At 63.5% G+C, this 23,134-nt stretch carries 22 protein-coding genes; 9 read left to right on the top strand and 13 right to left on the bottom strand.

Going from position 1 to position 23,134, the window contains the following annotated elements; translation table 11 throughout:
• Positions 1-50: 50 nt before the first annotated feature.
• Positions 51-725 (top strand): hypothetical protein, encoded by a 675-nt coding sequence (locus CTEST_RS11420; RefSeq protein ID WP_047253832.1) that lies wholly within the window; start codon positions 51-53, stop codon positions 723-725.
• Here CTEST_RS11420 and CTEST_RS11415 read toward each other — a convergent pair.
• Positions 712-2,700: a sucrose-specific PTS transporter subunit IIBC gene (locus CTEST_RS11415; protein ID WP_047254436.1), complete on the bottom strand. Its 1,989-nt coding sequence runs from the start codon at positions 2,698-2,700 to the stop codon at positions 712-714. The two genes, CTEST_RS11420 and CTEST_RS11415, sit on opposite strands and share 14 nt — an antisense overlap.
• Before the next feature lie 126 nt (positions 2,701-2,826).
• On the opposite strand from CTEST_RS11415, the gene CTEST_RS13710 reads away from it, so the two are divergent.
• A complete protein-coding gene (locus CTEST_RS13710) occupies positions 2,827-2,979 on the top strand; it encodes a hypothetical protein (protein WP_158408168.1) in 153 nt (50 codons plus the stop codon).
• A gap of 82 nt (positions 2,980-3,061) precedes the next feature.
• Here the strand turns inward: CTEST_RS13710 and CTEST_RS11410 are convergent, their stop codons facing one another.
• From CTEST_RS11410 to CTEST_RS11395, 4 genes are all read right to left on the bottom strand, one after another.
• The gene (locus tag CTEST_RS11410) at positions 3,062-4,423 is read right to left on the bottom strand and encodes a glycoside hydrolase family 32 protein (RefSeq protein ID WP_047253831.1); all 1,362 of its coding nucleotides are present in this window, start codon (positions 4,421-4,423) and stop codon (positions 3,062-3,064) included.
• A 29-nt stretch (positions 4,424-4,452) separates the two neighbouring features.
• Entirely contained in the window at positions 4,453-5,520 is a 1,068-nt protein-coding gene (disA, locus tag CTEST_RS11405; protein ID WP_047253830.1) for a DNA integrity scanning diadenylate cyclase DisA, read from the bottom strand.
• 11 nt (positions 5,521-5,531) lie between these two features.
• The gene (gene radA / locus CTEST_RS11400) at positions 5,532-6,935 is read right to left on the bottom strand and encodes a DNA repair protein RadA (protein ID WP_047253829.1); all 1,404 of its coding nucleotides are present in this window, start codon (positions 6,933-6,935) and stop codon (positions 5,532-5,534) included.
• 77 nt (positions 6,936-7,012) lie between these two features.
• Entirely contained in the window at positions 7,013-7,570 is a 558-nt protein-coding gene (locus CTEST_RS11395; protein ID WP_144413278.1) for a hypothetical protein, read from the bottom strand.
• 270 nt (positions 7,571-7,840) lie between these two features.
• Between CTEST_RS11395 and CTEST_RS11390 the strand changes: the two genes are divergently transcribed.
• From CTEST_RS11390 to CTEST_RS13985, 6 genes are all read left to right on the top strand, one after another.
• Positions 7,841-8,425, top strand: a complete 585-nt coding sequence (locus CTEST_RS11390; protein WP_047253827.1) for a CarD family transcriptional regulator — start codon at positions 7,841-7,843, stop codon at positions 8,423-8,425.
• A gap of 7 nt (positions 8,426-8,432) precedes the next feature.
• Positions 8,433-9,161 (top strand): 2-C-methyl-D-erythritol 4-phosphate cytidylyltransferase, encoded by a 729-nt coding sequence (gene ispD / locus CTEST_RS11385; protein ID WP_236686178.1) that lies wholly within the window; start codon positions 8,433-8,435, stop codon positions 9,159-9,161.
• Positions 9,158-9,646, top strand: coding sequence for a 2-C-methyl-D-erythritol 2,4-cyclodiphosphate synthase (gene ispF / locus CTEST_RS11380; RefSeq protein ID WP_047253825.1), 489 nt, complete (start codon positions 9,158-9,160; stop codon positions 9,644-9,646). The genes ispD and ispF overlap by 4 nt, the downstream gene beginning before the upstream one ends.
• A gap of 302 nt (positions 9,647-9,948) precedes the next feature.
• On the top strand, positions 9,949-10,830 hold the full coding sequence (locus CTEST_RS11375; RefSeq protein ID WP_047253824.1) for a PRD domain-containing protein: 882 nt from the start codon (positions 9,949-9,951) through the stop codon (positions 10,828-10,830).
• Positions 10,827-12,416, top strand: a complete 1,590-nt coding sequence (nagE, locus tag CTEST_RS11370) for an N-acetylglucosamine-specific PTS transporter subunit IIBC (protein WP_047253823.1) — start codon at positions 10,827-10,829, stop codon at positions 12,414-12,416. Before CTEST_RS11375 ends, nagE begins: the two co-directional genes overlap by 4 nt.
• A gap of 11 nt (positions 12,417-12,427) precedes the next feature.
• A complete protein-coding gene (locus tag CTEST_RS13985) occupies positions 12,428-12,913 on the top strand; it encodes a PTS sugar transporter subunit IIA (RefSeq protein ID WP_047253822.1) in 486 nt (161 codons plus the stop codon).
• 123 nt (positions 12,914-13,036) lie between these two features.
• On the opposite strand, the gene CTEST_RS11360 is transcribed toward CTEST_RS13985, so the two are convergent.
• The 5 genes from CTEST_RS11360 to CTEST_RS11340 all read right to left on the bottom strand — a co-directional run bounded on the left by CTEST_RS11360 (position 13,037) and on the right by CTEST_RS11340 (position 19,556).
• On the bottom strand, positions 13,037-13,474 hold the full coding sequence (locus CTEST_RS11360) for a helix-turn-helix domain-containing protein (protein WP_052844388.1): 438 nt from the start codon (positions 13,472-13,474) through the stop codon (positions 13,037-13,039).
• A 602-nt stretch (positions 13,475-14,076) separates the two neighbouring features.
• Complete coding sequence (locus CTEST_RS11355; protein ID WP_047253821.1) at positions 14,077-14,859, bottom strand: ABC transporter ATP-binding protein; 783 nt, start codon at positions 14,857-14,859, stop codon at positions 14,077-14,079.
• Positions 14,859-16,835 carry a dipeptide/oligopeptide/nickel ABC transporter permease/ATP-binding protein gene (locus tag CTEST_RS11350; protein ID WP_047253820.1) on the bottom strand — a complete coding sequence of 659 codons (1,977 nt, stop codon included), beginning with the start codon at positions 16,833-16,835 and terminating at the stop codon, positions 14,859-14,861. Before CTEST_RS11350 ends, CTEST_RS11355 begins: the two co-directional genes overlap by 1 nt.
• Positions 16,835-17,800 (bottom strand): ABC transporter permease, encoded by a 966-nt coding sequence (locus CTEST_RS11345; protein ID WP_047253819.1) that lies wholly within the window; start codon positions 17,798-17,800, stop codon positions 16,835-16,837. Before CTEST_RS11345 ends, CTEST_RS11350 begins: the two co-directional genes overlap by 1 nt.
• A 133-nt stretch (positions 17,801-17,933) precedes the next feature.
• Complete coding sequence (locus tag CTEST_RS11340; protein ID WP_047253818.1) at positions 17,934-19,556, bottom strand: ABC transporter substrate-binding protein; 1,623 nt, start codon at positions 19,554-19,556, stop codon at positions 17,934-17,936.
• A 289-nt stretch (positions 19,557-19,845) separates the two neighbouring features.
• Here CTEST_RS11340 and CTEST_RS11335 point away from each other — a divergent pair, with 289 nt between their 5' ends.
• The gene (locus CTEST_RS11335) at positions 19,846-20,559 is read left to right on the top strand and encodes a FadR/GntR family transcriptional regulator (protein WP_047253817.1); all 714 of its coding nucleotides are present in this window, start codon (positions 19,846-19,848) and stop codon (positions 20,557-20,559) included.
• Here CTEST_RS11335 and CTEST_RS11330 read toward each other — a convergent pair.
• From CTEST_RS11330 to CTEST_RS11320, 3 genes are read right to left on the bottom strand one after another with little or no spacing between them, the layout of a single operon-like run.
• Positions 20,556-21,251 (bottom strand): N-acetylmannosamine-6-phosphate 2-epimerase, encoded by a 696-nt coding sequence (locus CTEST_RS11330; RefSeq protein ID WP_047253816.1) that lies wholly within the window; start codon positions 21,249-21,251, stop codon positions 20,556-20,558. The genes CTEST_RS11335 and CTEST_RS11330 overlap by 4 nt on opposite strands.
• 3 nt (positions 21,252-21,254) lie before the next feature.
• Positions 21,255-22,160 (bottom strand): ROK family protein, encoded by a 906-nt coding sequence (locus CTEST_RS11325; RefSeq protein WP_047253815.1) that lies wholly within the window; start codon positions 22,158-22,160, stop codon positions 21,255-21,257.
• A gap of 6 nt (positions 22,161-22,166) precedes the next feature.
• On the bottom strand, positions 22,167-23,096 hold the full coding sequence (locus tag CTEST_RS11320; protein WP_047253814.1) for a dihydrodipicolinate synthase family protein: 930 nt from the start codon (positions 23,094-23,096) through the stop codon (positions 22,167-22,169).
• Positions 23,097-23,134: the final 38 nt, after the last annotated feature.

Here is a 23,134-nt window from a genome sequence, read left to right as displayed (position 1 = left end):
CTACGGCGGGGTGCCGCAGGTTAGGCGCACAAAGTTTTAGAGTGTTAGGCGTGAGCAACCACAATCCCCGCCGACTCCCCGCCGAGATCTACGCTCGACGCCGCGTCGCCGCCATCGTGATCGTGTTGGTGGTCGTCGGCCTGCTCGTGTGGGGAATGGTGTCCTTCGCCAACCGTGGTTCGACGACGGACCCGGGAGCTACGGCGGCGTCGACAAGCGTGCCGACGACCTCGGCTACTTCTTCACCGGCCACCACATCCGAGACGTCAGAGGCTCCCACTTCTTCTAGTGCGAAGCCCTCGCAGAGCAAAGAGCCGAACCCCAACGCGAAAGACTCCTGCGAGCTCGCCGATCTTCGCATCACCGCGACTAGCGACCGACCAAACTACGTCGGCGATGTGCAGCCGAAGTTCTTCATGACAGTGGAAAACCCCACTGCCGCAGATTGCGTGGTCAACCTCGACGAGGATGAGCTGCGCTTTGAGGTCTATGACTTGGCCACCAACAACCGCGTGTGGGCCGACATCGATTGTTACCCCTCTGTACTCACTGGCGAGGAAACCTTCGAGGCCGGTTCCGAGCGCTCCTTCCAGGCCGTGTGGTCTCGCTTGGGTTCGCAGCCCGGTCAGTGCAATAGTCGCCAGCCGGTGCCAGCTGGCTCCTACTTCCTGCACGGTGTGATCGGCAATAACGCCTCTGACGCCTACCCGTTTAACCTGAGCTAGTTACCGCTGGTTGGGGATCCACCGTCAGCAAGCCTTGTCCCGCCGAGATAAGCCCCGGCACGTTGAGTTCGGGAGCGGGCAGAACCGGCCCCGTGCGCTTGGAGTTGGACACGACCACGGGGGTGGTCACCTCGTAGCCTGCTCCGGTGATGCCAGCGATGTCGAACTCGCAGAGGACGTCACCGGCCTGCACTTCCTGGCCCTGAGTGGCTAGCGGCGTGAAGTGCTGGCCTTTGAGGTTGACGGTGTCGAAACCGATGTGCATGAGGACATCGACGTTTTTCCCGTCTGCGCCCTGGGTACGGATGGCGAAGGCGTGTCCGGAGGGGAAAGCGACGATAACTTTGCCACTGACCGGGGCGATGAGTTTGCCCTCATCGGGGATGATGGCCAGACCTGCTCCCAGCTTCCCCTGGGCAAACATGGGATCAGAGACTGAGCTTAGGCTGGTCACGGTTCCGGTGAGCGGGGCAATGATTCCGAGGGCATCATCAGAGGCGACCTGGGTGGGCAGGGCCTCCTCGGCACTGGTTGCGGCAACAGCCGGGGCGTCGGGATCGATCGTTCCCTTGGTTCGCTTGAGGTAGATCGCGTAAGCAAAGGCGGCGGCGAAGGCGATGATAAACGTAATGACGGCGCAGACGAGGAACATCGGGATGTCATTGGCCCGGATGGACACGACGCCGAGGAAGCCGGCGGCACCGAGGGCGACGGCCTTGACGTCGAAGATCGCGATGAGCGCGCCACCGATCGCGGCGGCACCCATGCCGATGAAGAATGGCCAGCGCAGTCGAAGGTTGACACCGAAGATTGCGGGCTCGGTGATGCCTAGGACAGCGGAAACGCCGGAGGCGCCGGCCAGGCCCTTGAGCTTCTCATTCTTAGTGTGGAAGAACACCGCGAGCGCCACTGCACCTTGGGCGATATTGGCCATGGAAGCGGTGGCGAAGATGAAGGAACCACCCTGGGCGAACAGCTGCAATTCCACCGGCGGGAACGATTGGTGTAGGCCAGTGATGACGATCGGGGAGTAGATGAGGCCGAAGAGGAAGCCACCAACTGGGCCGCCAAAGTCATAAACGTTCTGCAGCCCGACAGCGAGCATGTCACCCAGCCACCGCATGGCCGGGCCGACCGCAGCGAAGGTGAGGAAACCGGTGATCAGGAGTGTCACAACCGGGGTAATGAGGAAGTCCGCCGTGCCCTTGAGCTGCTTGTGCAGGAATTTTTCAATCGTTGCCAGGATCCACGAGACGACTAGCACCGGAAGCACAGTTCCCTGGTAGCCGGCCTGCGCCACGTCCAGGCCGAAGATCGACCAGAACGGCATCTGCCCGGCTTCCAAGGTCGCGGCCACGTCGTAGCCGTTGACCAGCGCCGGCATCACCATCGCCATACCCATACCGGCGCCGAGGAACTCGTTGCCGCCGAAGCGCTTGGTGGCGGTGAAGCCCACGAGGATCGGCAGGAAGGCGAAGGGGGCAGAGGCCAGGAGGTTGATCAGCTCGGCCATACCGGAAATGGATGGCCAGCGCTCAACGAGCGACTGCGGACCAAAAAGATCCGGCGCAGTCAGGATGTTGTTGATCGCCATGAGGAGACCGCCACCGACGAGGATGGGGATCAGTGGGACGAAGATATCGGCCAGCACCTTGATGGCGCGGGTGAACCAGTTGCCGCCCTGCGAGGCGACGTCCTTCAGTTCTTCCGTGGATACAGCGATGCTCTTCGTGGTGATGTCGTCGAGCTCCCGGAAGACGTTGTTGACGTCACCTGGGCCGACGATGATTTGGAACATTCCGCCGGTCTCAAAAGTGCCTTTGAGATCCGGGTCATCCTCAAGTGCCTGCTTATCGACGATCGCGGTATCGCGCAGCACCATCCTCAATCGGGTCGCGCAGTGGGCGGCGGCCACCAGATTCTCCTCGCCGCCGACGGCGACGAGGATCCTCTCCGCCACTTGCCGGTGCTCCATGTTGGTTCCCTTCCGTTCGGACATGATCGGGCATCTGCCCTCATTCAACCGGGCTGAGCAGGAAAGAGCAAGGATTATCACTACGGAAGGCCAAATGTGTCACATCTCTCAGGTAGCGTGGGTAAGATGAAAAAGCTCCTGGTCTTCGCCATCGTCCTCATGCTCTTGGCCACCGTGCTGAAGGCAAACCTCGGACCGATCGAGTTGGCCATCATCCTTATCGTGGCTGTCCCCTTGGCGTGGCTGGTGGCCCGAAGAGTTGGCACAAAGCCCCGCTAGGGGAAAACACGTTGTGGGAACGGCGCGCGCAGCTGCGCACACTACAGCGCCCGGAGCAGGGAAAATGCAGGGGCGTACTGTTTTAGCCCGCGCCGTGGGTCCGAGTGATCGGCTCCCAGGTCGCACCCTCAGTGGGGAAGACCACGCTGCTGAAGCACACCGTTCCGCCTCCGGCGCTGATTTCCAGGGCGCAGCCGTCGAGGAAGATTTCTACGTCGCCGGGTTGGCAGGCGACGGTGCGGGTATCGCCATCAATGCTCAGTGAGAGCTGCGGTGTGGGCCCGGGGCGATACGTCAGCTCCGCTCGGTCTTCACCGGCGCTATCGCGCACCACGAACGTGACGCTGCGATCGTGGAGGTGGTCGCGCACCACCTCCACCGGCGTGATGAGCTCTTGGCGCAATGCCCGATCGGACAGGGTGAGTCGGCGGGGAACGGTGAGACAATGCACCCAGCCCTCGGCCTCCACGGACGGAGTGTCGTCTTGGTCGGGGAGGCCCATCCACCCCAGCATGAGGGCGGAGTCCGGGCCGTTCTCGGCGATGACCTGAGGGGCGTAGAACTGGTGCCCGAAGTCGAGTTCGCTGAATCCGCGGAGGACCTCGAAGGTGGTGCCGTGAAGTCGGCCGACGAGGTACCCGCAGTTGTCTTTGCTGGCGTAATGGGTGGTGCCGTCGACGTCGACAAGCGGATCGAGACCCTGCGGGCAGATGATGAGGACCTCAAGGTCCTCGCCGGTCGATTGATCACGCATGCTCAACAGGTTGGGGCATTCCCACATGTAGCCGCCGGGGATGAGATCCGGTGCGGTGCCCGGTTCGGCGCCGGAAACATCGAAGGTTAACTGCCCGGCGAAATCCCAAGAGACCAGGTCATCGGAACGGTAGAGGACCACTGCGCCAGTTTCGTTCGAACGCTGAGCTCCCAACACCATCCGCCAGGTGGTGCTACCGGTGGGGTCGACGGTGATCATCGGATCGCGGTAGTGGCTGGTGAAGCCGGGGGCGGGGGCGTCGATAAGCGGATTGGCAGGGTGGCGACGATAGAAGCCACCCTCGGGGCCATCCGGGCTCTGCACAGTGACCGAGTTTTGAGTGGCCTGGCGCAGCGGCGGGCCATCCTCGCGGGTGACCTTGAGGTTGCCGGTGTAGAAGAGGTGAACCGTGCCGTTCTCATCCCGGACTGCGCCGCCGGAATAGCATCCGTGCAGGTCATAAGGGGCATCTGGGTAGAGCGCGTCGGGGTGGTGCTGCCAGATGAGGGCGTGCTCACCGCTCAGGGTCGTGGTGGCGTGACCCCACCCAGTTCGCTTGGTGCCGAAGGGAAACGCCGGGTCCTTTTGGTAGTACACGTGCAGGGTATCGCCGCTGAGGAAGATGCCATTCGGGTCGTTGAGGCGACCCGTGGGGGCAGTGAGGTGATAGCGGGGGCGCGCAGTAGCCATGCACCCCACAGTAGCGGGGCGCAGTGGGGCTATTTTCTAATTCGACGCAACCCCTCATGGATGTGCCGGGCCCACAAATGCCCGACGTTATCGATCCCAGCCAGGTCCTCCTCCGACGCTGACACCAGGGCGTTGAGGTCGCCGCAATGGCCGATGATCTTGTTCATGAGGAACATCTGCACGCGGGGCACCCGGCTGAGCAGCCGGTAACCGCGCGGCACGATCCACTGCGTGAGGGATTCCTCGGTGGCGGGCAGGCCCAAAATGCGGGCGACGTTGGCTGGTTTGAGCAGGTCAGCATCGCTGAGGCTATCCAGAGCGGCCGTGGCCTGGGCGACTTCTTCCTTCGTGGGCGGACCCGCGGTGATGAGGTAGTCCCGGATGAGCAGGTCGATGTCGTGATCGTTGTCGCCGCGGAGCTCACTGAGCTGCAGCTCCAGTTGGCGCCCGGCGGTACCCAGCTCGAGGACGTCACGGTCTAGATCCAGGCCGACGCGCTTGACCATGAGCTCACGCTGCAACACCGACACCACATCGGCGACGGTGGCGTAATCATTGACTTCGGCGACGAATAGCCGCTGGTTAGCGTGGTCGAGGCGGGAACGATAGCGCTCCAACGTGCCCAGGGCTTGATTGGCGCGGGTGACAATAGTTGCCGGCGCATCGAGGACGTGGCGGCCACCCTCCACATACAAGGTGATCACGCTCATGGATTGGCTCACCGCGATGACCGGCCGCCCGGTCTGCAGGGCGGTGCGCTCGGCGGAACGATGCCGGGTGCCGCTCTCCTTCGTGGGAAACGTGGGGGAGGGCATGAGTTGGACGTTGGCGCGGCGGATGCGGGTGCCATCGGTAGAGAGGATGACAGCGCCATCCATTTTGGACAGCTCTCGGACTCGGGTGGCGGCGAAGGCGACATCGAACTCGATCCCACCATCGCACAGGCCGGTGACCTCGGGGCCATCACCCAAGACGATGAGGGCGCCGGTGTGCCCGCGGACGATGCGGTCGAGGCCGTCGCGCAGCTCGGTGCCGGGCGCTAGGTGCTGCAGCGTTTCCCGCAGGGTTGCCGCGGGCAGGGGAGAACTATCGCTCATGAGGGGTGATTCTATCCTTTCGCCGCTAGTTCAATGGCCTCGCGCAAAGTGGCCGCCTGGACCACCCGCATCCCGGCCACGGTGATCTTCTCACCGGCGGGAACGATGGCGAAGTCATAGCCCAAGCGGGCGGCCTCAGCCAGGCGACGGCCCACGGATGGCACCCGGCGGATTTCCCCGGCCAAACCGACCTCGCCGATGACCACCGTCTTGGGCGGCAGCGGTTTCTCGTGCAGCGAGGACCAGGTGGCCAGCGCGACGGCCAGGTCCGTAGCCGTCTCGGAGATCCGCATCCCGCCCACGGTGGCCAAGTAAGCGTCCTTCTCGTTGGTCCGCTCGCCTGCCCGGGCCTGCAACACCGCCAACACCATGGGCACGCGGTTGTTGTCCAACCCGGTGACTACACGCCTAGGGTTCTTCGCCACTGGATCGACGGTGAGGGCCTGGACTTCGGCGAGCATCGGCCGGACCCCATCCATCGCGACGGTGACGGCTGAACCGTCAGGAGTCTGCCCGCGGTGGGAGAGGAACAGACCAGACGGGTCCGGGACCTCGCGGATGCCCTCGGCGGTTTGCTCGAAACAGCCAACCTCATCCGTGGCGCCGAATCGATTCTTCATGCCCCGCAGCATGCGCAGTGAAGATTGACGGTCTCCCTCAAAGTTGAGGACCACGTCCACCAGGTGCTCCAGTACACGGGGGCCGGCGACATTGCCATCCTTGGTCACGTGCCCCACCAACAGCACTGGGATGCCCGACGTCTTAGCCAGAGTGGTCAGCGCGGCGGTGACCGCACGGGACTGGGCCACCCCACCGGCCACGCCTTCCACCCCCGCGGCATGCATCGTCTGCACCGAATCGACGATGAGCAGGGACGGCTTGAGCTGTTCGACGTGCCCGAACACCACATCCAGATTCGACTCCGCCGCCAGATACAGCGAATCCTTCAACGCATCGGTGCGGCCCGCCCGCACCCTCACCTGCCCGGCTGATTCCTCCGCCGTGACGTACAAAGCAGTGCGAGCCTTGCCATCGCCGTCGGGCTGAGAGGCCCAGCGGCTAGCCACCTCCAACAACAACGTGGACTTACCCACTCCGGGCTCACCCGCCATGAGCACCACCGAGCCGGGCACCACTCCCGAGCCCAATACGCGGTCTAATTCCCCGATCCCTGAGGACACCGCCGTCGCCGCCGCCCCATTGATCTGGGTGATGGGCATGGCTGGGTTGGACGGCGTGAGGCCACGCGGTACCTCCCCCGACACCGCGGCCGTTGCAGCGCTACCCGCCTTAGACGCGACAGCCGATTCCACGAGGGTGCCCCACGACCCACAATCAGGGCAGCGGCCAAGCCACTTGGGGGAAGAGTAGCCACACTCGGAGCAGGTGTGGACAGAACGTGCTTTACGGGCCATGGGCTTAACAATAGAGAGGCACCCCGACACAACCGCATGGGGCCGTGCCGGGGTGCACTTAAACTGCGAAAAGAACTCTAGTGAGCATCGCCTTCGGTCTCCGGGCGAACAAATTCTCCGGACTCAATCTGCGGTGCAGAGATGGTGGCAACGACGTTGACGTCACCGGAGTCGAAGGAGAACACGACCGGGAGGTTGCCGCCGATAGCGAAGTCGGCGTTGTCCAGGGAGGTCGCGGTGTAGTCGATGCAGCCGACGCCGTCAGCCTGCGGCATGGCGCGCAGTGCCTCGGCGGAGTCGCCGACGAGGACGCACTCGCGGGCGAGGGAGGCGGTGGTCAGTTCGACCGGATTGCCGTCCACCTCGACGGATTCGAGGGTGTGGTCGACCAGGGCGGTGTCCTGGTTGATGGCGGTGAACTTGAGGGAGGCCCCGCCGTCCTCGTCCACGATGACGGTGACGTCGCGGACAGCGATGGTGCCATCCTCGGAGTCAGCCGAAGCGCCGTTCACCGCAGCCACCTGGGAAGAGGTCTGGGTGATCTGGCCGGCGGAGCACGATGCCAGTGCCAACGCAGAAAGGGCGGCTACGGAGATGATGCCGCCGCGGCGGGCGGCCGACTTCAGGGACTTCACGAGGGGTCCTCCAATGGATTGTTGTCACCTAAGTTCTATCAGCGTCTTACCTTAGTAGCTTTCAATGCTCCACACACAGTTCCTGTTAAACCTCTCTCGGAATGCGGGGGGAGTCGGGGGCAAACTTTCGACCTAGCTGCACCTGGGACGACAACCGCGCCGCTTCAAATCGGGCTGCCGCTGAGATAACTGCAGGTGGGAGGCGTGGTAGAATGGCCGATCAAGTATGCCGAAACACGGTGCCCCGCAGGGGGAGCACAAGGAGTGGGAATGGATTTCAAGGTCGGGGACGTCGTTGTCTATCCGCATCATGGCGCTGCCAAGATTGCTGATATCGAACATCGGGTGATGGGCGGCGAGGAACTGGAGTACTTGGTCCTGCAGATTAATCAGTCTGACTTGGTTGTCCGCGTGCCTTCCAAGAACGCGGAGCTCGTCGGTGTCCGCGATGTCGTGGGCGATGAGGGTCTGAAGAAGGTCTTTGGCGTGCTGCGGGAGACTGATGTGGAGGAGGCTGGCAACTGGTCTCGCCGCTACAAGGCTAACCAGGAGCGCTTGGCGTCCGGTGATGTGAACAAGGTCGCGGAGGTGGTGCGTGATCTGTGGCGCCGCGATCAGGATCGTGGTCTTTCCGCTGGTGAGAAGCGTATGTTGGCGAAGGCTCGGCAGATCCTCGTTGGTGAGCTCGCGCTCGCGGAGACGGTCGATGAGGCGAAGGCAAATGAGTTCTTGGCCCGCGCGGAGGCCTTCGTTGAGGCCGATGCCGTTGATGCTGAGGATCGGGTGCTGGAGGATGGCATTGACGCTGACCTCGATGATTTGAACTTCGACGATGACGACGAGCTCGACGACTAAGACCTCCATGCGGGTCATCGCGCTCGTCGCCGCCGCGGGGCAGGGGACGCGCCTCGGGGCGTCTGTCCCGAAGGCGTTCGTGCCGTTGCGGGGCCGTTCGCTCGTGGAGCGTTCCGTGACGGCGATGATCTTTTCGCAGGTCGTCGATGAGGTCATTGTGCTCATCAGCCCTGACATGGAGGGCTATGCGCGCTCGCTGCTTGGCTCCGCCGGACTTTTTGAGGCCGAGATCCCCGTTCGCCTCGTCCATGGCGGCGGCGAGCGCGCCGACAGCGTCTGGGCCGGCCTGCAGGCCATCCCCGATGACAACGCCGTGGTGCTCATCCACGATGCCGCCCGCGCACTCACTCCACCAGGCATGATCGCGCGGGTCGCGGGAGCCGTCCTCAGCGGATCCCCCGCGGTCATCCCCGTGATCCCCGTCGTCGACACGATTAAAAAAGTGCTTAACGACGCCGTCCTTTCCACCCCCGAGCGTTCCGCCCTCCGGGCGGTGCAAACCCCGCAGGGCTTTGACTTGGCCTCCCTCCGGGAGGCCAACCGGGCCTACTTTTCTTCGTCTGATGCGGGGTTCGTGGCCACGGATGATGCCAGTCTCATGGAATGGCGGGGCGTTGATGTCCGTACGGTCCAGGGTGATCCGATGGCCTTCAAGGTCACCACTCCCATTGACATGATGCTCGCTCGCACCATCACCGACGAAGCCGAACCCACCATTTTCGAGGTCCCTTCATGATTATTCCCCGCGTGGGTATCGCCACCGACGCCCATCAGATCGAGCCGGGCAAACCGTGCTGGATCGCCGGCCTCCTCTTCCCCGGCGTCGACGGCTGTGAGGGTCACTCCGACGGCGACGTGGTCTCCCACGCGGTGGTGGACGCGCTCCTTTCGGCGTCAGGCCTTGGTGACCTGGGCTCCTTCGTCGGTGTCGGGCGTTCCGAGTACGACGGGGTGAGCGGTGCACGCCTGCTCCGGGAATGCCGCGAGCTCCTCGAATCCTCCGGTTTCACCATCGGCAACGCCGCCGTCCAGCTGGTGGGCCAGTCCCCGAAAATGGGGCCGCGCCGGGAAGAAGCCGAGCAGGTATTGTCCGCCCTTGTCGGCGCCCCCGTCTCGGTCTCCGCGACGACCACTGACCACCTTGGGTTCACCGGACGCAGCGAGGGTCGCGCGGCCGTCGCCACGGCGGTGGTGTGGCGTCGTGATCCCGAAACACCGTGACCGCTAACCCCATTATGGGGCAATGTGTCCCCGGTCACTATTCGCGCCGTGGCGGGAAAACTCCCTGCGTGTGGGGCCAATGATCCCGAGAAACTACTAAGTAGTTCACAGGCAGACCTCATCGTTGCAGGTCGCCGACTCTGGATATCCGTACCCCAGGGGGTTACTCTCAGAAGTGTCCTTACCCCCTCTGGGTGTTACTGATCCGATCAGGCATTACTGGAAATTGGGCGCCACTACCCCGTCGTCGGGTGTCATCTGATGTCGGATGTGTGGAGTGCCCTGTTTACCTAGGAGCCACCGTGGTCGAGTCGCATCCCCGAGTTGTGCGAGTGCTCAGCAACAATGCTGTCCTCGCACGCGTGGGTGACGATGATTCCGATGACGGGGGACTCGTTCTCGTCGGAAGGGGAATAGGATTCGGCCGCCAGGTCGGCGACCCGGTGTCCGCCACCGCAGACCAGCGGCAATACATCGAGCTCAGCCCCGATAAGGTCCAGCTGCTCACGTCACTCAACGCCCTCGATCCTTACGTCATCGAGACCATCTCCACCGCCGTCGACTTGGCGGCCGACCTGCTTGGCGAGCTCCACCCATCGGTCTACCTCGTCCTCGCCGAGCACCTCTCCTACGCCGTCGATCGAGTCGGAAAAGGCGAGGTCATCCGCAACTCTCTCCTCGAGGAAATCAAAGCCGTCTTCAGCGCCGAGTTTGGCGCGGCCGAACTCATCGTCCAGTACCTCAATTCCCACCTCACCGTCGACCTGCCTATCGACGAAGCCGCGTTCATCGCCCTCCACCTCAACGCCGCCCGCAGCGGCGTCACCGTCAAACAACCCCTGGCCAAAGCCAACGAACTGGCCGGACTGGCCACCTTCGTTCGCCACCGCCTCCCCCGGGAGGTAGGGACGGCGTCGACAAGCGACGACGGCCTCATCACCACCCTGACCTACGTGCAACGCCGCGCCCGGGCCGGGCAATGGCGCGACAACCATGCCCAACGATCCATCGCCCGGGACCTCCCCCGCGAATACGACCTGGCTGAACAGGTCCTATGCCGCATCCTCGACACCGCAACGCTTCCCCGCGAAGCCGCCGGAGAAGCCGCATACCTCGCGGTGTTCCTCCACGGCTGGGAACAAACTTCACAACTTAAAACACATACGAGAAAGGAACAGTCATGAAAAACACAATCATGACCGCCCTCCAACGGCTAGGGCGCGCCCTCATGGGTGCCGTTGCCGTCATGCCGGTGGCCGCGATCTTGATGGGCATTGGCTATTGGATCGACCCCGTTGGCTGGGGCGAAGATAACATTGCTGCCGCAGTTTTGATTAAGTCTGGCTCTGCCGTTTTGGACAACCTCGGTTGGATCTTTGCCATTGCGATCGCCTTCGGCCTTGCCAAAGACTCGAATGGTGCCGCAGCACTATCGGGCTTCCTTGGTTTCGCCACGATCAAACTCCTCATCGGCCCAGAATCCGTCGCCGGGTACAAGGGGATTGATTTGGAAGCTCTTGAAGGTGACGCTGCACTGGACTGGGCCGCACATGGTTGGGCAGCAGTGAATGACAAGAACGTCCTCATCGGTATTTTCGTCGGCATCCTTGCTGCCTGGGTCTATAACCGTTTCCACGCTACAAAGCTGCCGGATGCCCTGGCCTTCTTCGCTGGCCGCCGCCTGGTACCAATCCTCACCGCAATCTTCTCGATCGCGCTGGCCGGAGTTCTTTACATCGTTTGGCCAGTGCTCTACAACGTACTGTTCAACTTTGGCGAGTGGATCCAAGGTATGGGAGCCGTCGGCGCCGGCATCTATGGTTTCGTCAATCGTCTCCTCATCCCGACCGGTCTGCACCACGCCCTCAACTCGATCTTCTGGTTCGATGTCATTGGCATCAATGACATCGGCAAATTCCTTGGCGGCGGAGAGACCATCGCCGCTGCCGCCGCGGCTACGTCCGCCATGGACTGCCCCGGTGTCTGGGCCGACGGCGTGTGCCAAGTCGAAGGAATTGTCGGCCGCTACCAAGCAGGCTTCTTCCCGATCATGATGTTCGGACTCCCCGGCGCAGCACTAGCTATGTTCCTGCGAGCCGACTCCCGTCGGAAGAAGGCAGTCGGCTCACTGATGCTGGCTGGTGCTCTTGCCTCCTTCTTCACCGGCGTGACCGAGCCGCTCGAGTTCTCCTTCATGTTCCTCGCCCCGCTGCTCTACCTCGTGCATGCAGTGCTCACTGGCATTTCCGTCGGGATCGCGGCAGCCTTCGAATGGACCGCAGGCTTCGGCTTCTCCGCAGGATTTGTCGACATGTTCTTGTCCTCCCAGAACCCGCTCGCCAATGAGTGGTGGATGCTCCTGGTGATGGGCGTGTTCTTCTTCGCCCTGTACTTCGTCATCTTCTACTTCCTCATCGGGGTGCTGAACATTAAGACACCCGGTCGTGGTGACGAAGACATCGATGCTGGTGCGACCCTTGACGAAGATGCAGAGGTGTCCGATGTTGCCCGCCAAATCATCGCCGGACTCGGAGGGGAAAATAACATCAACTCCATCGACCACTGCACCACTCGGCTCCGCGTGACCACCAAGGACTACGTTAAGGTCGACGAAGGCGAGATCAAGAGAGCCGGAGTCGCCGGAGTGATCCGACCCTCACAGAACAACGTCCAGGTTGTCATCGGCACCAATGTCCAGTTCGTCTACGACGAAGTCGCCCGCCAACTGAAGTCCAGCAACGCTGTCCTGCAGGGCGAACAAGAGCTTTAGGAGCCTGAGAAATGTTCGGCTTTAACAAAACCACGATTGACCTTCACGCTCCCTTTGACGGCACGGTCATTCCCGTCAACGAGGTTCCTGATCCCGTCTTCGCGCAGGCCATGGTTGGGGATGGTTTCGCCCTCATCCCCGACGAAACCTCCGACGTCATCGAAGTCTGCGCGCCTGCGGACGGCAAGCTGGTCAAGGTATTCAATACCCTCCACGCCTTCGCGCTGGTAACCCCAGAGGGGTTAGAAGTCTTGGTCCACATCGGATTGGACACTGTCGAACTCAAGGGAGAAGGCTTCACCGCACTGGCCGCCGTGGGAGACTCCGTGATGGTGGGGCAACCCATCATTCGGGTTGATGCGGCGGCTCTCCGAGGTCGGGGAACTCAGCTGACCACCCCAGTCGTGATGACTAACAAGAAGCAAATTGGTCGGATGAAAGTCTCGGCTGGTCCTGCCAACAGCGGCGCGCATGCGTGCACGGTGACGATGGCCTAGCTGCTACACGAGGGGCGGTTCGCGTTAGTCGCGGGCCGCCCCTTTTTCGTGCGGGAAGCCGCAGGGGAGTAAGTCCGGCGCTAATACCGATTGCCAAGGATTTGCTCTGATGAAAGCGGATTTCTAGCTCCGTGACTCCTGTTTCTCGAGCTCATCTTCCAGCCCCATTAGTTTAAAGATTTCCCGTTGCTTTTCTTCTTGAAGCTTCTCGCGGAAGGTAACGACGTCTGCGGACAGGAGCCTGTGGTGGCTTCCGACCTTGTGGGCAGGAATTCTTCCGTGCCGTATGTGCTTCATCAACGTGGGCCTGGTTATGCCGAGCATGGAGGCCGCAGTTGTCGTAGTCACTTCCCGGGGTAGCGTCGAGACGGAAATGGGGAGATTTTCCTTGATGGAGGGGAGCATCGTGGCGATCACGGCATTTAACTCTGGGGGCAGCACGCGTCCGGTGGAGGTCTGGAACTCTGAAGCGTCTCCACCGAGGGCGTCGATGAATGCGGCGGCGGATCGTTGTTCCTCCGAGGTGAGGAGGATAGTCCGTTCGCTGATGGTGATGCTCATTGGTGTGCTCCCGTCAAGTGCTGCACGACCCTGCCTTGGCAGTGCCCGGCAAAGGATATGTGCCTAGTGTACGGCGTTTCACTTACAAGTGAAAGGGCCATGACTTGAAACATTGATTATTGGACAAATCCTGTCCCAACTCCGACCCGGTGCCGGGGCATCGTCCAGGTCAACGCTGTGACTGAGTAAGAAGGGTGCTCGCGGAAATAGTGCGGAGACCGCGGTTCCGCCCATCGTCAGCCAGCCGCAAGGATCTGGCTCCGCTGGGCGACGAATCCAGCACTTCCTAACAACTTCGCGGGTGTGGAAGGGGGTTTGACCTCGGAGTTGTTAGGAAGTGCGGGTTTCGGGTTTCTCGCGCGAGCCGCCCGAGCAGTGTCCGTAGGGTCGAGGGACAAGAGACGCCGGGGCTCGGCTTTGCACCGCTGGGTCGGCGAAAACAGCGCTTCCTAACAACTTCGCGGGTGTAGGAGGGGGTTTGACCCCGGAGTTGTTAGGAAGTGGTGGTTTTGGGTTCGACCGACACAGGATCGCATCTTTGGAACTATTCAGGCGGTGACGCGAAAATGGGGCCCGCAGGCCCCTTTTCCACCTTCTAAGGCCTAAAGCAGGGAAGGCGTAGCTGCAAGTAGCGTTCGCGTGTAGTCCTGCTGGGCGTTATGGAAGATCTCTTGAGTGGTGTTCTCCTCAATGATTTCGCCCGCCAGCATAACGCAGATGCGGTCGGAGACGTAGCGCACGGTGTTGATGTCGTGGCTGATGAACATGAGGCCGAGGCCGAGCTCCTTCTTCAGATCGAGAAGGAGATTGAGCACCTGGGCACGGACGGAGACGTCGAGGGCCGAGGTGGGTTCGTCGGCGATGATGATGTCCGGGTCGAGGGCGAGGGCTCGGGCGATGGCGACTCGCTGACGCTGGCCGCCGGAGATCTGGCGGGGCAGGACATTGAGCGCGGATTGGGGGAGGCCGACGAGCCCGACAAGTTCCCGGACACGCTTGACCTGCTCGGCGCGGGTGCCGATCTTGTGGACGTGGAGGGGCTCGAGGAGCTGTTCCTCGACACTCATGCGTGGGTTGAGTGAGGTCGAGGGATCCTGGAACACGACGGAGACGGATTTGCCCAGCTCGGTGCGTTGCTTGCCGCGGCCGGTCATGGGTTTGCCCTTGAACAGGACTTCGCCTTCGGTGGGGCGTTGCAGGCCGACGACGACCCGGGCGAGGGTTGATTTGCCACAGCCGGATTCGCCGACGACGCCGACGACCTCGTCACGGTTGATGTGGAAGTCGACGTGGCGGTTGGCGTGGACAAGGTTGGGCTTGAAGAGCTTGCCGGTGCGCGCCTTGTGGATGACGGAGACGTCGCGAAGCTCGATGACGGGGGTCATTACTTTCCTCCCAGCTGGAGCAGGGCATCGGTGGTGGCGTAGTAGTGAGTGCCGTCGATGAGTCGCATGGTGGGCTTCTCATCGGCGCCGACGCCGCGTTTAGCGGAGCGAGGTGCGAAGCGGTCTCCCTCGACGAAGTCGCTGGGGGAGGGGACGGTGCCGGGGACCTGGTAGAGGCGGTCGGCACCGGCTTCGATGGATAGGACGGATCCGAGGAGCCCACGGGTGTATTCGTGGCGTGGGTCGGAGAGGATCTCGCGGGTGGTGCCTTGCTCGACGACCTGACCGGCGTACATGACGGTGATCTTGTGGCTGAGGCGACCAACGAGGGCGAGGTCGTGGGAGACGAAGACCATGGCGAAGCCGAGCTTCTCGCGCAGGTCATTGAGCAGATCGACGACCTGGGCCTGGACGGTGACGTCGAGGGCGGTGGTCGGCTCGTCGGCAATGAGCAGGCGCGGGTTGCGGGTCAACGCCATGGCGATGAGGACGCGCTGGCGCTGGCCACCGGACAGCTCGTGCGGGTAGGACTTGAGCGTGCGCTCGGGGTCGAGACCAACGAGCTTGAGCAGGTCCTCGGCGGAGCGCTGGCCACCACGGCGGGTGAGCTGCTTCATCTGGCTGCTGATGAGCATCGATGGGTTCAGGGAGCTCAGGGCGTCCTGGTAAATCATGGCGATGTCATGGCCGCGCAGAGCGTTGTGCTGCTTGGCGTTGAGCTTGAGCAGATCTTGGCCATCAAACAGGATCTCGCCGGTGATGCGCGCGGTGGGTGGCAGCAAGCCCATGATCGCCATGGCGGTGATGGACTTGCCACAGCCGGACTCGCCGACCAGACCCATGGTTTCACCCGGGGCGACGGAGAAGCTGACGTTGTCAACGATGTTGACCTCGCCGTGCGCGGCAGGGAAGGCAATGGAGAGGTTCTTCACCTCGAGCAGCGGGGTGGGATCGCCGGTGAATTTCAGGCGGCGATCGTCGTTGAGCTCGGCGTCACGCAGGGCGGACAGGGAGAGGTTGAGGGCTTCGGCGGCCTCCTCCTCGGTGATCTGACCGAGAGCGTTGGAGGTGTCGGCGACCTCTTCGTCCTTTTGGACGTTGGGGCGGTACTTGATGGTGGGGGACGCGAGGGCGTCGGTAAGCCCCTCGGAGAGAATGTTGAGCGACAACACGGTGATGAGGATCATCAGGCCCGGGAAGAAGGTCGGCCACCAGGCGCCGGAGAGCAACAGCTGCTTGCCGTCGGCGAGGATATTGCCCCAGGAGGGCTCCGGCGGCTTCACGCCGGCGTTAATGAACGACAGGGACGCCTCGAACACGATGGCATCGGCGACGAGCACCGTGGCAAACACGGCAATCGGGGCAATACAGTTACGGGCGACCTGCTTAACCAGGATGCGGGCGGTCGAAGCGCCGAGGACCTGGTTGGCGGCGACGTAATCCTCGCCGAACTCGCTGAGCACGTTAGCACGGACCACGCGAGACAGCTGCGGGACGTAGAGGAAGCCGATCGCGAAGACGAGGACCGGGAGGGCGTTGCCGAAGACGGCGACGAACACGGCGGCCAGGGCGATACCGGGGAAGGACATGATGATGTCGAGGATGCGCATGAGCACCTCAGACACGACCTTGCCCCCGGTGGCGGCGATGGAACCCAGGACGGCAGCCACAGCCAGGGCAGCACCCGTGGCAGCGAGGCCGATGATGAGCGAGGAGCGGGCGCCGTAGACCACGCGCGAGAAGATGTCGCGGCCAATGGCGTCGGTGCCAAACCAGTGCTCACTGCTGGGGGACTGGACGGGGATGCCCGAAGCCAGCGGATCGTAGTTGGTCAACAGAGGAGCGAAGATCGCGCCCAGGCCGACCAAAGTGAGGATGACCAGGGCAATCTTCGAGGACAAGGACATATTCTTGAAGCCGGTGAAACGGCCGCCAGCCTTGGCTTCGAGCTTGGAGGTGGTTTTCCCGCGTAGCATCAGATGCTCCTGATTCGTGGGTTGACGAGGACGTAGAGCATGTCCACGACGATGTTGACGAGGATGAAGGCGATCGCCACCGTCAGGGTGACACCCTGGACAAGGTAGACGTCATTGCGGGTCACGCCGTCGAGAATGAGCTGGCCCATGGCCTGGATGTTGAAGATGATTTCAATGATGACCGCGCCACCCATGAGGTAGCCGACGCGCAGGCCCAGCACCGTGATCGGGGTGATCAAGGCGTTGCGCAGCACGTTGCGGGAGATAACTTCGCCCTTGGGAATGCCTGCACCGATGGCGGTACGAACATAGTCCTTGTCCAGCTCTTCGACCATGGCGGTACGCACCACGCGGGCGAGGGAGCCGGCGACGGGGACCGCGAGAGCGAGGGCGGGCAGGAAGATGTTGTTGAGGTAGATCTGCGGATTCTCCGCAAACGGCACCCACCGGGCGACGAGCGCGGGGAACATACCCCAGCCGCCGGGAATGTCACCCAGCCACTGGATGAGCAGGATCGCCAACCAGAAGGAGGGGGTAGCCAGCGCGGCAATGGAGAACACGCGGATGAGCTGGTCAGGCCAGCGGTCACGGTAGAGGGCAGCGATAACGCCGAAGACGAGCGCGATGATCACCGCGATGAACAAACCGAGGAAGGTCAGCTGCAAGGTGATGGGGAAGGCCTTGGCGACGACGTCGGTAACTGAGGCGTTACCGGTGGTCGTGCCCAGGTCGCCCTGCAGCATGCCGCCGAGGAAGTGGAAGTAACGGATGAGCAGCGGATCGTTGAGGCCATTGGCCTCGCGGTAGGCCTCGAGAGCATCGGGGGAGGCGGATTCGCCGAGAGCGAGTCGCGCCGGGTCCGCCGGGCTGAAGGACATGATGAAGAAAACGAGGAAGGTGACGCCGAGCACCATGATGGGGAGGGCGAGGAGGCGTCGGCCAATGAGTCTGAGCAAATTGGACATGAGGGCTAGGGGCTCCTGTGGGAAGGCACATGCGAATTGCACGCAAAAACCGGGGCCTGAGCAGACGGTCGGTCTGCGACCGGACCCCGGTTGCTGGTGGTGATGCGGGTAAAGAGGGTTACCGAAGAACCGACTATTCGGTGGTGCCCACGTTGACGAAGCTCAGGCCGGTCAAAGCGATCGGCTTGAAGTCAACCAGAGTGTCGGCGTTCCACGCGGTCGGGGCCTTGCGGTGGAACAGCGGGTAGAGGGGGACCTCCTCGGACAGCAGATCGAAGATCTGGTTCCAGGAGTCCTGCGCATCGGAGGTGTCGGTGGCCTTGATGCCGGCGTCGAGAAGCTCTTGAATCTTGTTGTAGGACTCGGAGCCCTTCCAGTGCATACGGGTGTCGGTCCAGGTGTCACCGGCGTACCACCAGCGCAGGAGCAGATCGGGGTCGTTGCCGAAGACGGACGGGTCACCGGGGGCGATGACGACATCGTAGGATTCCGGCTTACCGTCGATCGTGTTGTACACGTCGGAGGACTTGCGCTCGGTGAACTCCACGGCGATACCGAGGTTGGTCAGCGACTCCTGGATGAGCGGGGTGCACTTCTTCACCCAGTCATGGTCGGTGCACAGCATGCGCAGGCTGGTAACACCGGCCTCCTCGAACAGCGACTTCGCCTTGGACTCGTCGTAGGTGTAGACCGTGGACGCCTCGTGGTAGTTCGGGTGCTCCTTCTGTAGGAAGCTGGTGGCGGCAGTGGCCTGGTCGAGCATCGCGGTGGTCAACACGTTGTCCATGTTGATGCCGTACATGAATGCCTGGCGGGCCTTGACGTCGCTGAACTTGTTCGACGCGTCGTGGTTGAACATCGCGAACAACAGACCGAAGCCCTGGATGGACTCGACGGAGCTGTTGGCCTTGAGCTGATCGATGTTGAGGTACGGCACCGAGTCGATCGCCTGGGCGGAACCGGACTGGATGGAGTTGATGCGGGTGGAGGCATCCGGGATGATCTGCCACTCCATCGAAGCAGCGCGAGCGGGGTAGTTGCCGGTGTAATCGGCGAAGCGCTCGAACTTGACGGACTTGGAGGTGCCGCCGTTGTCGGTCATCTTGTAGGGGCCGGTGCCGGTCGGGACGGCGTCGAAGGCCTTGGCGTCGGCTTCCACGATGGCCTTGGGCACGATCTTGACCACGGCGAGGCGGTCGGCGAACAGGCCGGTGGAGTGCTTGAGGGTGAAGGTGACGGTGTTGGCGTCTTTCGCCTCGACCTTCTCGATGAAGGGAATGAAGGAGGCGTAGAGCGACTTGTTCGCCGGGTCGAGCACGCGCTCGAAGGAGAAGACGACATCGTCGGCGGTGACGGGGGAACCGTCGTGGAAGACGGCGCCGTCACGGAGCTTGACGTCGTAGGTAGTGCCATCGCTGGCTGCCGGGAGCTCGGAGGCGAGGGCGGCGTAGATCTCGCCGGTGGCGGGATCCATCTCCGTGAGGCCTTCGAGGGTGTGCCAGTTGGCGGCGATGGTCAGCGCGGAGGTGGTGATCATCGGGTCATAGCCGTTGGTGCCCAGCTCGTAGGAGATGGCGGCGTGGATGGTGCCATCCTCTTTGGGGGTACCGCCGCCGGCGGCGCCGGAGGTCTGGCCGCTGGACGAACCGCCGTTGTCAGACGGGGCACAGGCGGCCAGGCCGGCCGACACGCCAGCAGCGGCCGCGAGGACACCGGTCAGTCGCAAAAACTGGCGGCGGGAGACGTTGGAGCTCATAGTCTGGTTCCTTTCCCTTAAGGGATGGCAGGGATCATTGTTAAGTTATGAGGTGTCTAGGGCGAGGCGGAGGACCAACCTCTGCCTCAAACCATACATCAGACATCTGATGTGTTCTATGATCTGATGTAGTTAACATAGAAACATCCATCACACCCCCGCTGTTCCTGCCGTTGAGGTCACAGTTTTAGACTTAATGAGACATCAAACAAGGCGGAACTGCACCCCCAAGCGGGGGCGAGAGTGTCGGGCTTCCCGCCCAAGATTCGCCCCAAAGAGAGGATTGCTCATGGTTCGCAAGCCACGCAACGCGGCGCGCGAGGCAGAAGAAGGCATCAAGGATTACATCCGGACGCATCGCCTCCGAACTGGGGATCTTCTGCCCTCCGAATCCGTCCTCTGCGAAGAACTCGGCTGCTCCCGCTCCTCCCTGCGCGAGGCAGTGCGCACGCTATCCAGCCTCGACGTCGTCGAGGTGCGCCACGGCCACGGAACATTCGTCTCCGACATGTCGCTGGCACCCCTGCTTCGGGGGCTCATCCTGCGGATCACGCTGGATTTGGAGAACTCGCTAGAAAACCTCATTCACGTCATCGACACCCGCCAGGCCCTCGACCTCTCCGTCGCAGAAGAACTCGCGGCCGCCTACCGCGGTAAGTCGATGGACCACCTCCACCTCCTCGTCCAAGGCATGCGCGACCAGCATCAAGCCGGACGGTCCTTCGCCACCGAGGATCGAAGATTCCACGCGACGCTCCTCTCGCCGCTGGAAAATCCCCTGGTGAAGGAACTCTCGGAGGCGTTCTGGCAGGTCCACATGCAGGTTCTGCCGCAGTTGAAGCTGTCCATGCCGGAAGACATCGAGCTCACCATCGAGGCCCACGCCGACATGCTCGACGCCCTCGCAGCAGACGACCCGGAGGCCTACCGCGAGGTCGTGCTGCGGCACTATGCGCCGCTGCGCCGCCTGCTCGGCATGGGGCAGCGCGACAAGTCCGCCTAGCGCAATTGCGCCGCGAATTGTGCGGTGATCCACCCGGGGTCGGTGATCGAGGTGCCGACGATGATCGCGTCGGCGCCGGCGATGAGGCCGTGGGCGGCTTCGGCGGGGGTGCGGTAGCGGCCTTCGCCGATGAGGAAGGGCTCGTCGCCGAGGAGTGCTCGGGATTCGCGCACGCAGTCAAGGTCGGGGCCGTCGGTTTTTGGCCGGTCGGGGGTGTAGCCGGCCATGGTGGTGGACATGAGGTCGACGCCGGCTTCGAAGGCGGCGCGGACTTCGTCGGGGGTGGCGCAGTCGGCCATGATGAGTGCGCCGGCGGCGTGGGCGGCGGCGACTTGGTCGTCGAGGGTGGAGCCGTCTTGGCGGGGGCGGAAGGTTGCGTCGACGCAGACGACGTCGGCTCCGGCCCCGGCGACGGCCTCGACGGAGGCGACGGTCGGGGTGATGTAGACGCCTTCGGCGCCTTCTTTGGTGAGGCCGAACACGGGGACTTGGCCCTTTAGCTTGTCGACGATCGCGCGGATGTCATCCAGCCCGCCATAACCGCCGCAGCGGATCGCCGCGGCCCCGCCGTCGACGCAGGCCCGGGCGACGGTGGCCAGGGTGTGGGTGTCGCGCATGGCGTGGCCGTCGGGGGCTTGGGCGGAGACGATGAGGCGCCCGCGCAGGGAGGTGGTGAGGTCGGTGGCGTTCATGAGTTACTCCTTGGAGCGGGCGTAGGCGGCCGCGGCGACCAGGGGTGCCGTCGGGCCCAGGGTAGTGGTGTAGACGGGGACGTCGGCGTTGACGGGCAGGCTGCCGTGGCGCAGGCCGCGGGCGAAGGGCTCGCGGATGAAGTCGCCGATGGCGCCGACGCCGCCGCCTAAGACGACGGCGGAGAGGTCGAGGAGGGTGACCAGGGCGCCGATGGCGCGGCCGAATCCGGCGAGGTTTCCTTCGATGACGTCGGTGGCCAGGCGGTCGCCGCCGCGGGCGAGGGTGATGATCTCGGGCAGTTCGAGCGGGGCGGCGCCGGAGCGTTCGTTGTAGTAGCGGGTCAGGCCGGTGCCGCTGGCGGAGGTTTCGCAGCCGACGGCGTGGCCGTCTAGGTCCGCGCACACGAAGTGGGCGGACTCGCCGGCGCTGCCCGTCGGGCCGCTGAGAAGCTGATGCTTATCGACGATCGCGCCACCCACCCCAGTCCCCAACGACAGGTAGAGCACACGGCCACCACCAAGGTGTTGTCCCGCGCCGAGAAGGTGCTCGCCGAAGGCCCACACGCGGACGTCATTGTGGCAGGCCACGGGCGTGCCGGTGAGGGTGGCGATGGTTCCCACGACGTCTGTGCCCGCCCAGCCGGGGATGGTGTCGCCGTTGTAGACGATGTCATTGTCGCGGACGACGCCGGGGGCGCCGACCCCGACGCGGGTGATGCGCAGGTTGAGCTCGGCGGCGTCGGCAAGCGAGCGGCGCGTGGCCTCCGCGACCTGACTCAGCGTGCGGCGTTCCGCGACGAGGCTGGGGACGCGCCCCGGCCGCAGGATCTCACCGGGGTGATCGTCGGGGACGAGGCCGTGGGCGATTTTCGTGCCGCCGATGTCGAGGGCGAGAGTCGCGCTGCGCATCGGGGCCTACTTCAGGCCGTACTCGTCGACGACGCGGCCGATGACGGCCAACTCCTCGTCGTTGAGGGCCTGGTGCGGCGGGGCCATCCGACCGCTGTCGAACACACCGAGGTGGACCAGGGCGGCCTTGAAGCCGCCGAGCCCGGCCGAGGATCCACCCATGCGGGCCGGATCGCCCGCGGTGGCGATACCGAACAGGCTGGTGATCTTCGTCTGCAGCGCAGCCGCCTCTTCCCACCGCCCTTCGGTGCACAGGCGAGCTAGCTCGACGTAGCCGGCCGGATCGACGTTGCCCAGGCCGGGAACGACGCCGTCGACGCCGCACAGGTAAGCCAGGTCGACGGTGGTTTCTGAGCCGGTGAGCACGAGGAACTCGTCCAGCCCGGCGGCGCGCTTGGCATCGACCATGGCGCGGGTGGCGGCATCGACGCCGCCGGAATCCTTCACGCCGTGGATGTAGCCGGCCGCGGCCATCTCGATGAGCAGCCCGGCGTCGAGGGTGTAGTGAACGCAAATGGGGATGTTGTAGGCGAACAGCGGTACATCGGGGGCCATCTCGTGGATGAGGCGGAAGTGCTCGATGACCTCATTGCGGTGGGTGCGCACGTAGAACGGGGCGGTGGCGACGAGGCCCTGGGCGCCGCTGGCGAGGGCGTCGGCGACGTGCTCGGCCACCCGCGGGGTGGTCATGTCGATGACGCCGGCGATGACGGGGACGCGCCCGGCGGCCTGATCAACGATGGTGGACACGGCGACGCGGCGGTTCTCGCGGGTAAGGAAGGCCATTTCAGCGGAGGAGCCGAGGGCGAAGAGTCCATCGACCCCGCCGTCAATGAGCCGGTCGACGAGTCGGCGAAGGCTTTCAGTGTCAACGCTGAAGTCGGCGTTAAAAGGGGTGAGGACGGGTGGGATGACACCGCGGAACGTGGCGGTCATGGGGTTCTCCTGGAGGTGGGCCGGGAAGGACGGTTGTT

Origin of the sequence: Corynebacterium testudinoris (assembly GCF_001021045.1) — a bacterium.
Lineage (GTDB): Bacteria > Actinomycetota > Actinomycetes > Mycobacteriales > Mycobacteriaceae > Corynebacterium > Corynebacterium testudinoris.
The sequence above is the reverse complement of the archived record's forward strand: the minus strand, read 5'-3'. Positions and strand labels throughout refer to the sequence as shown.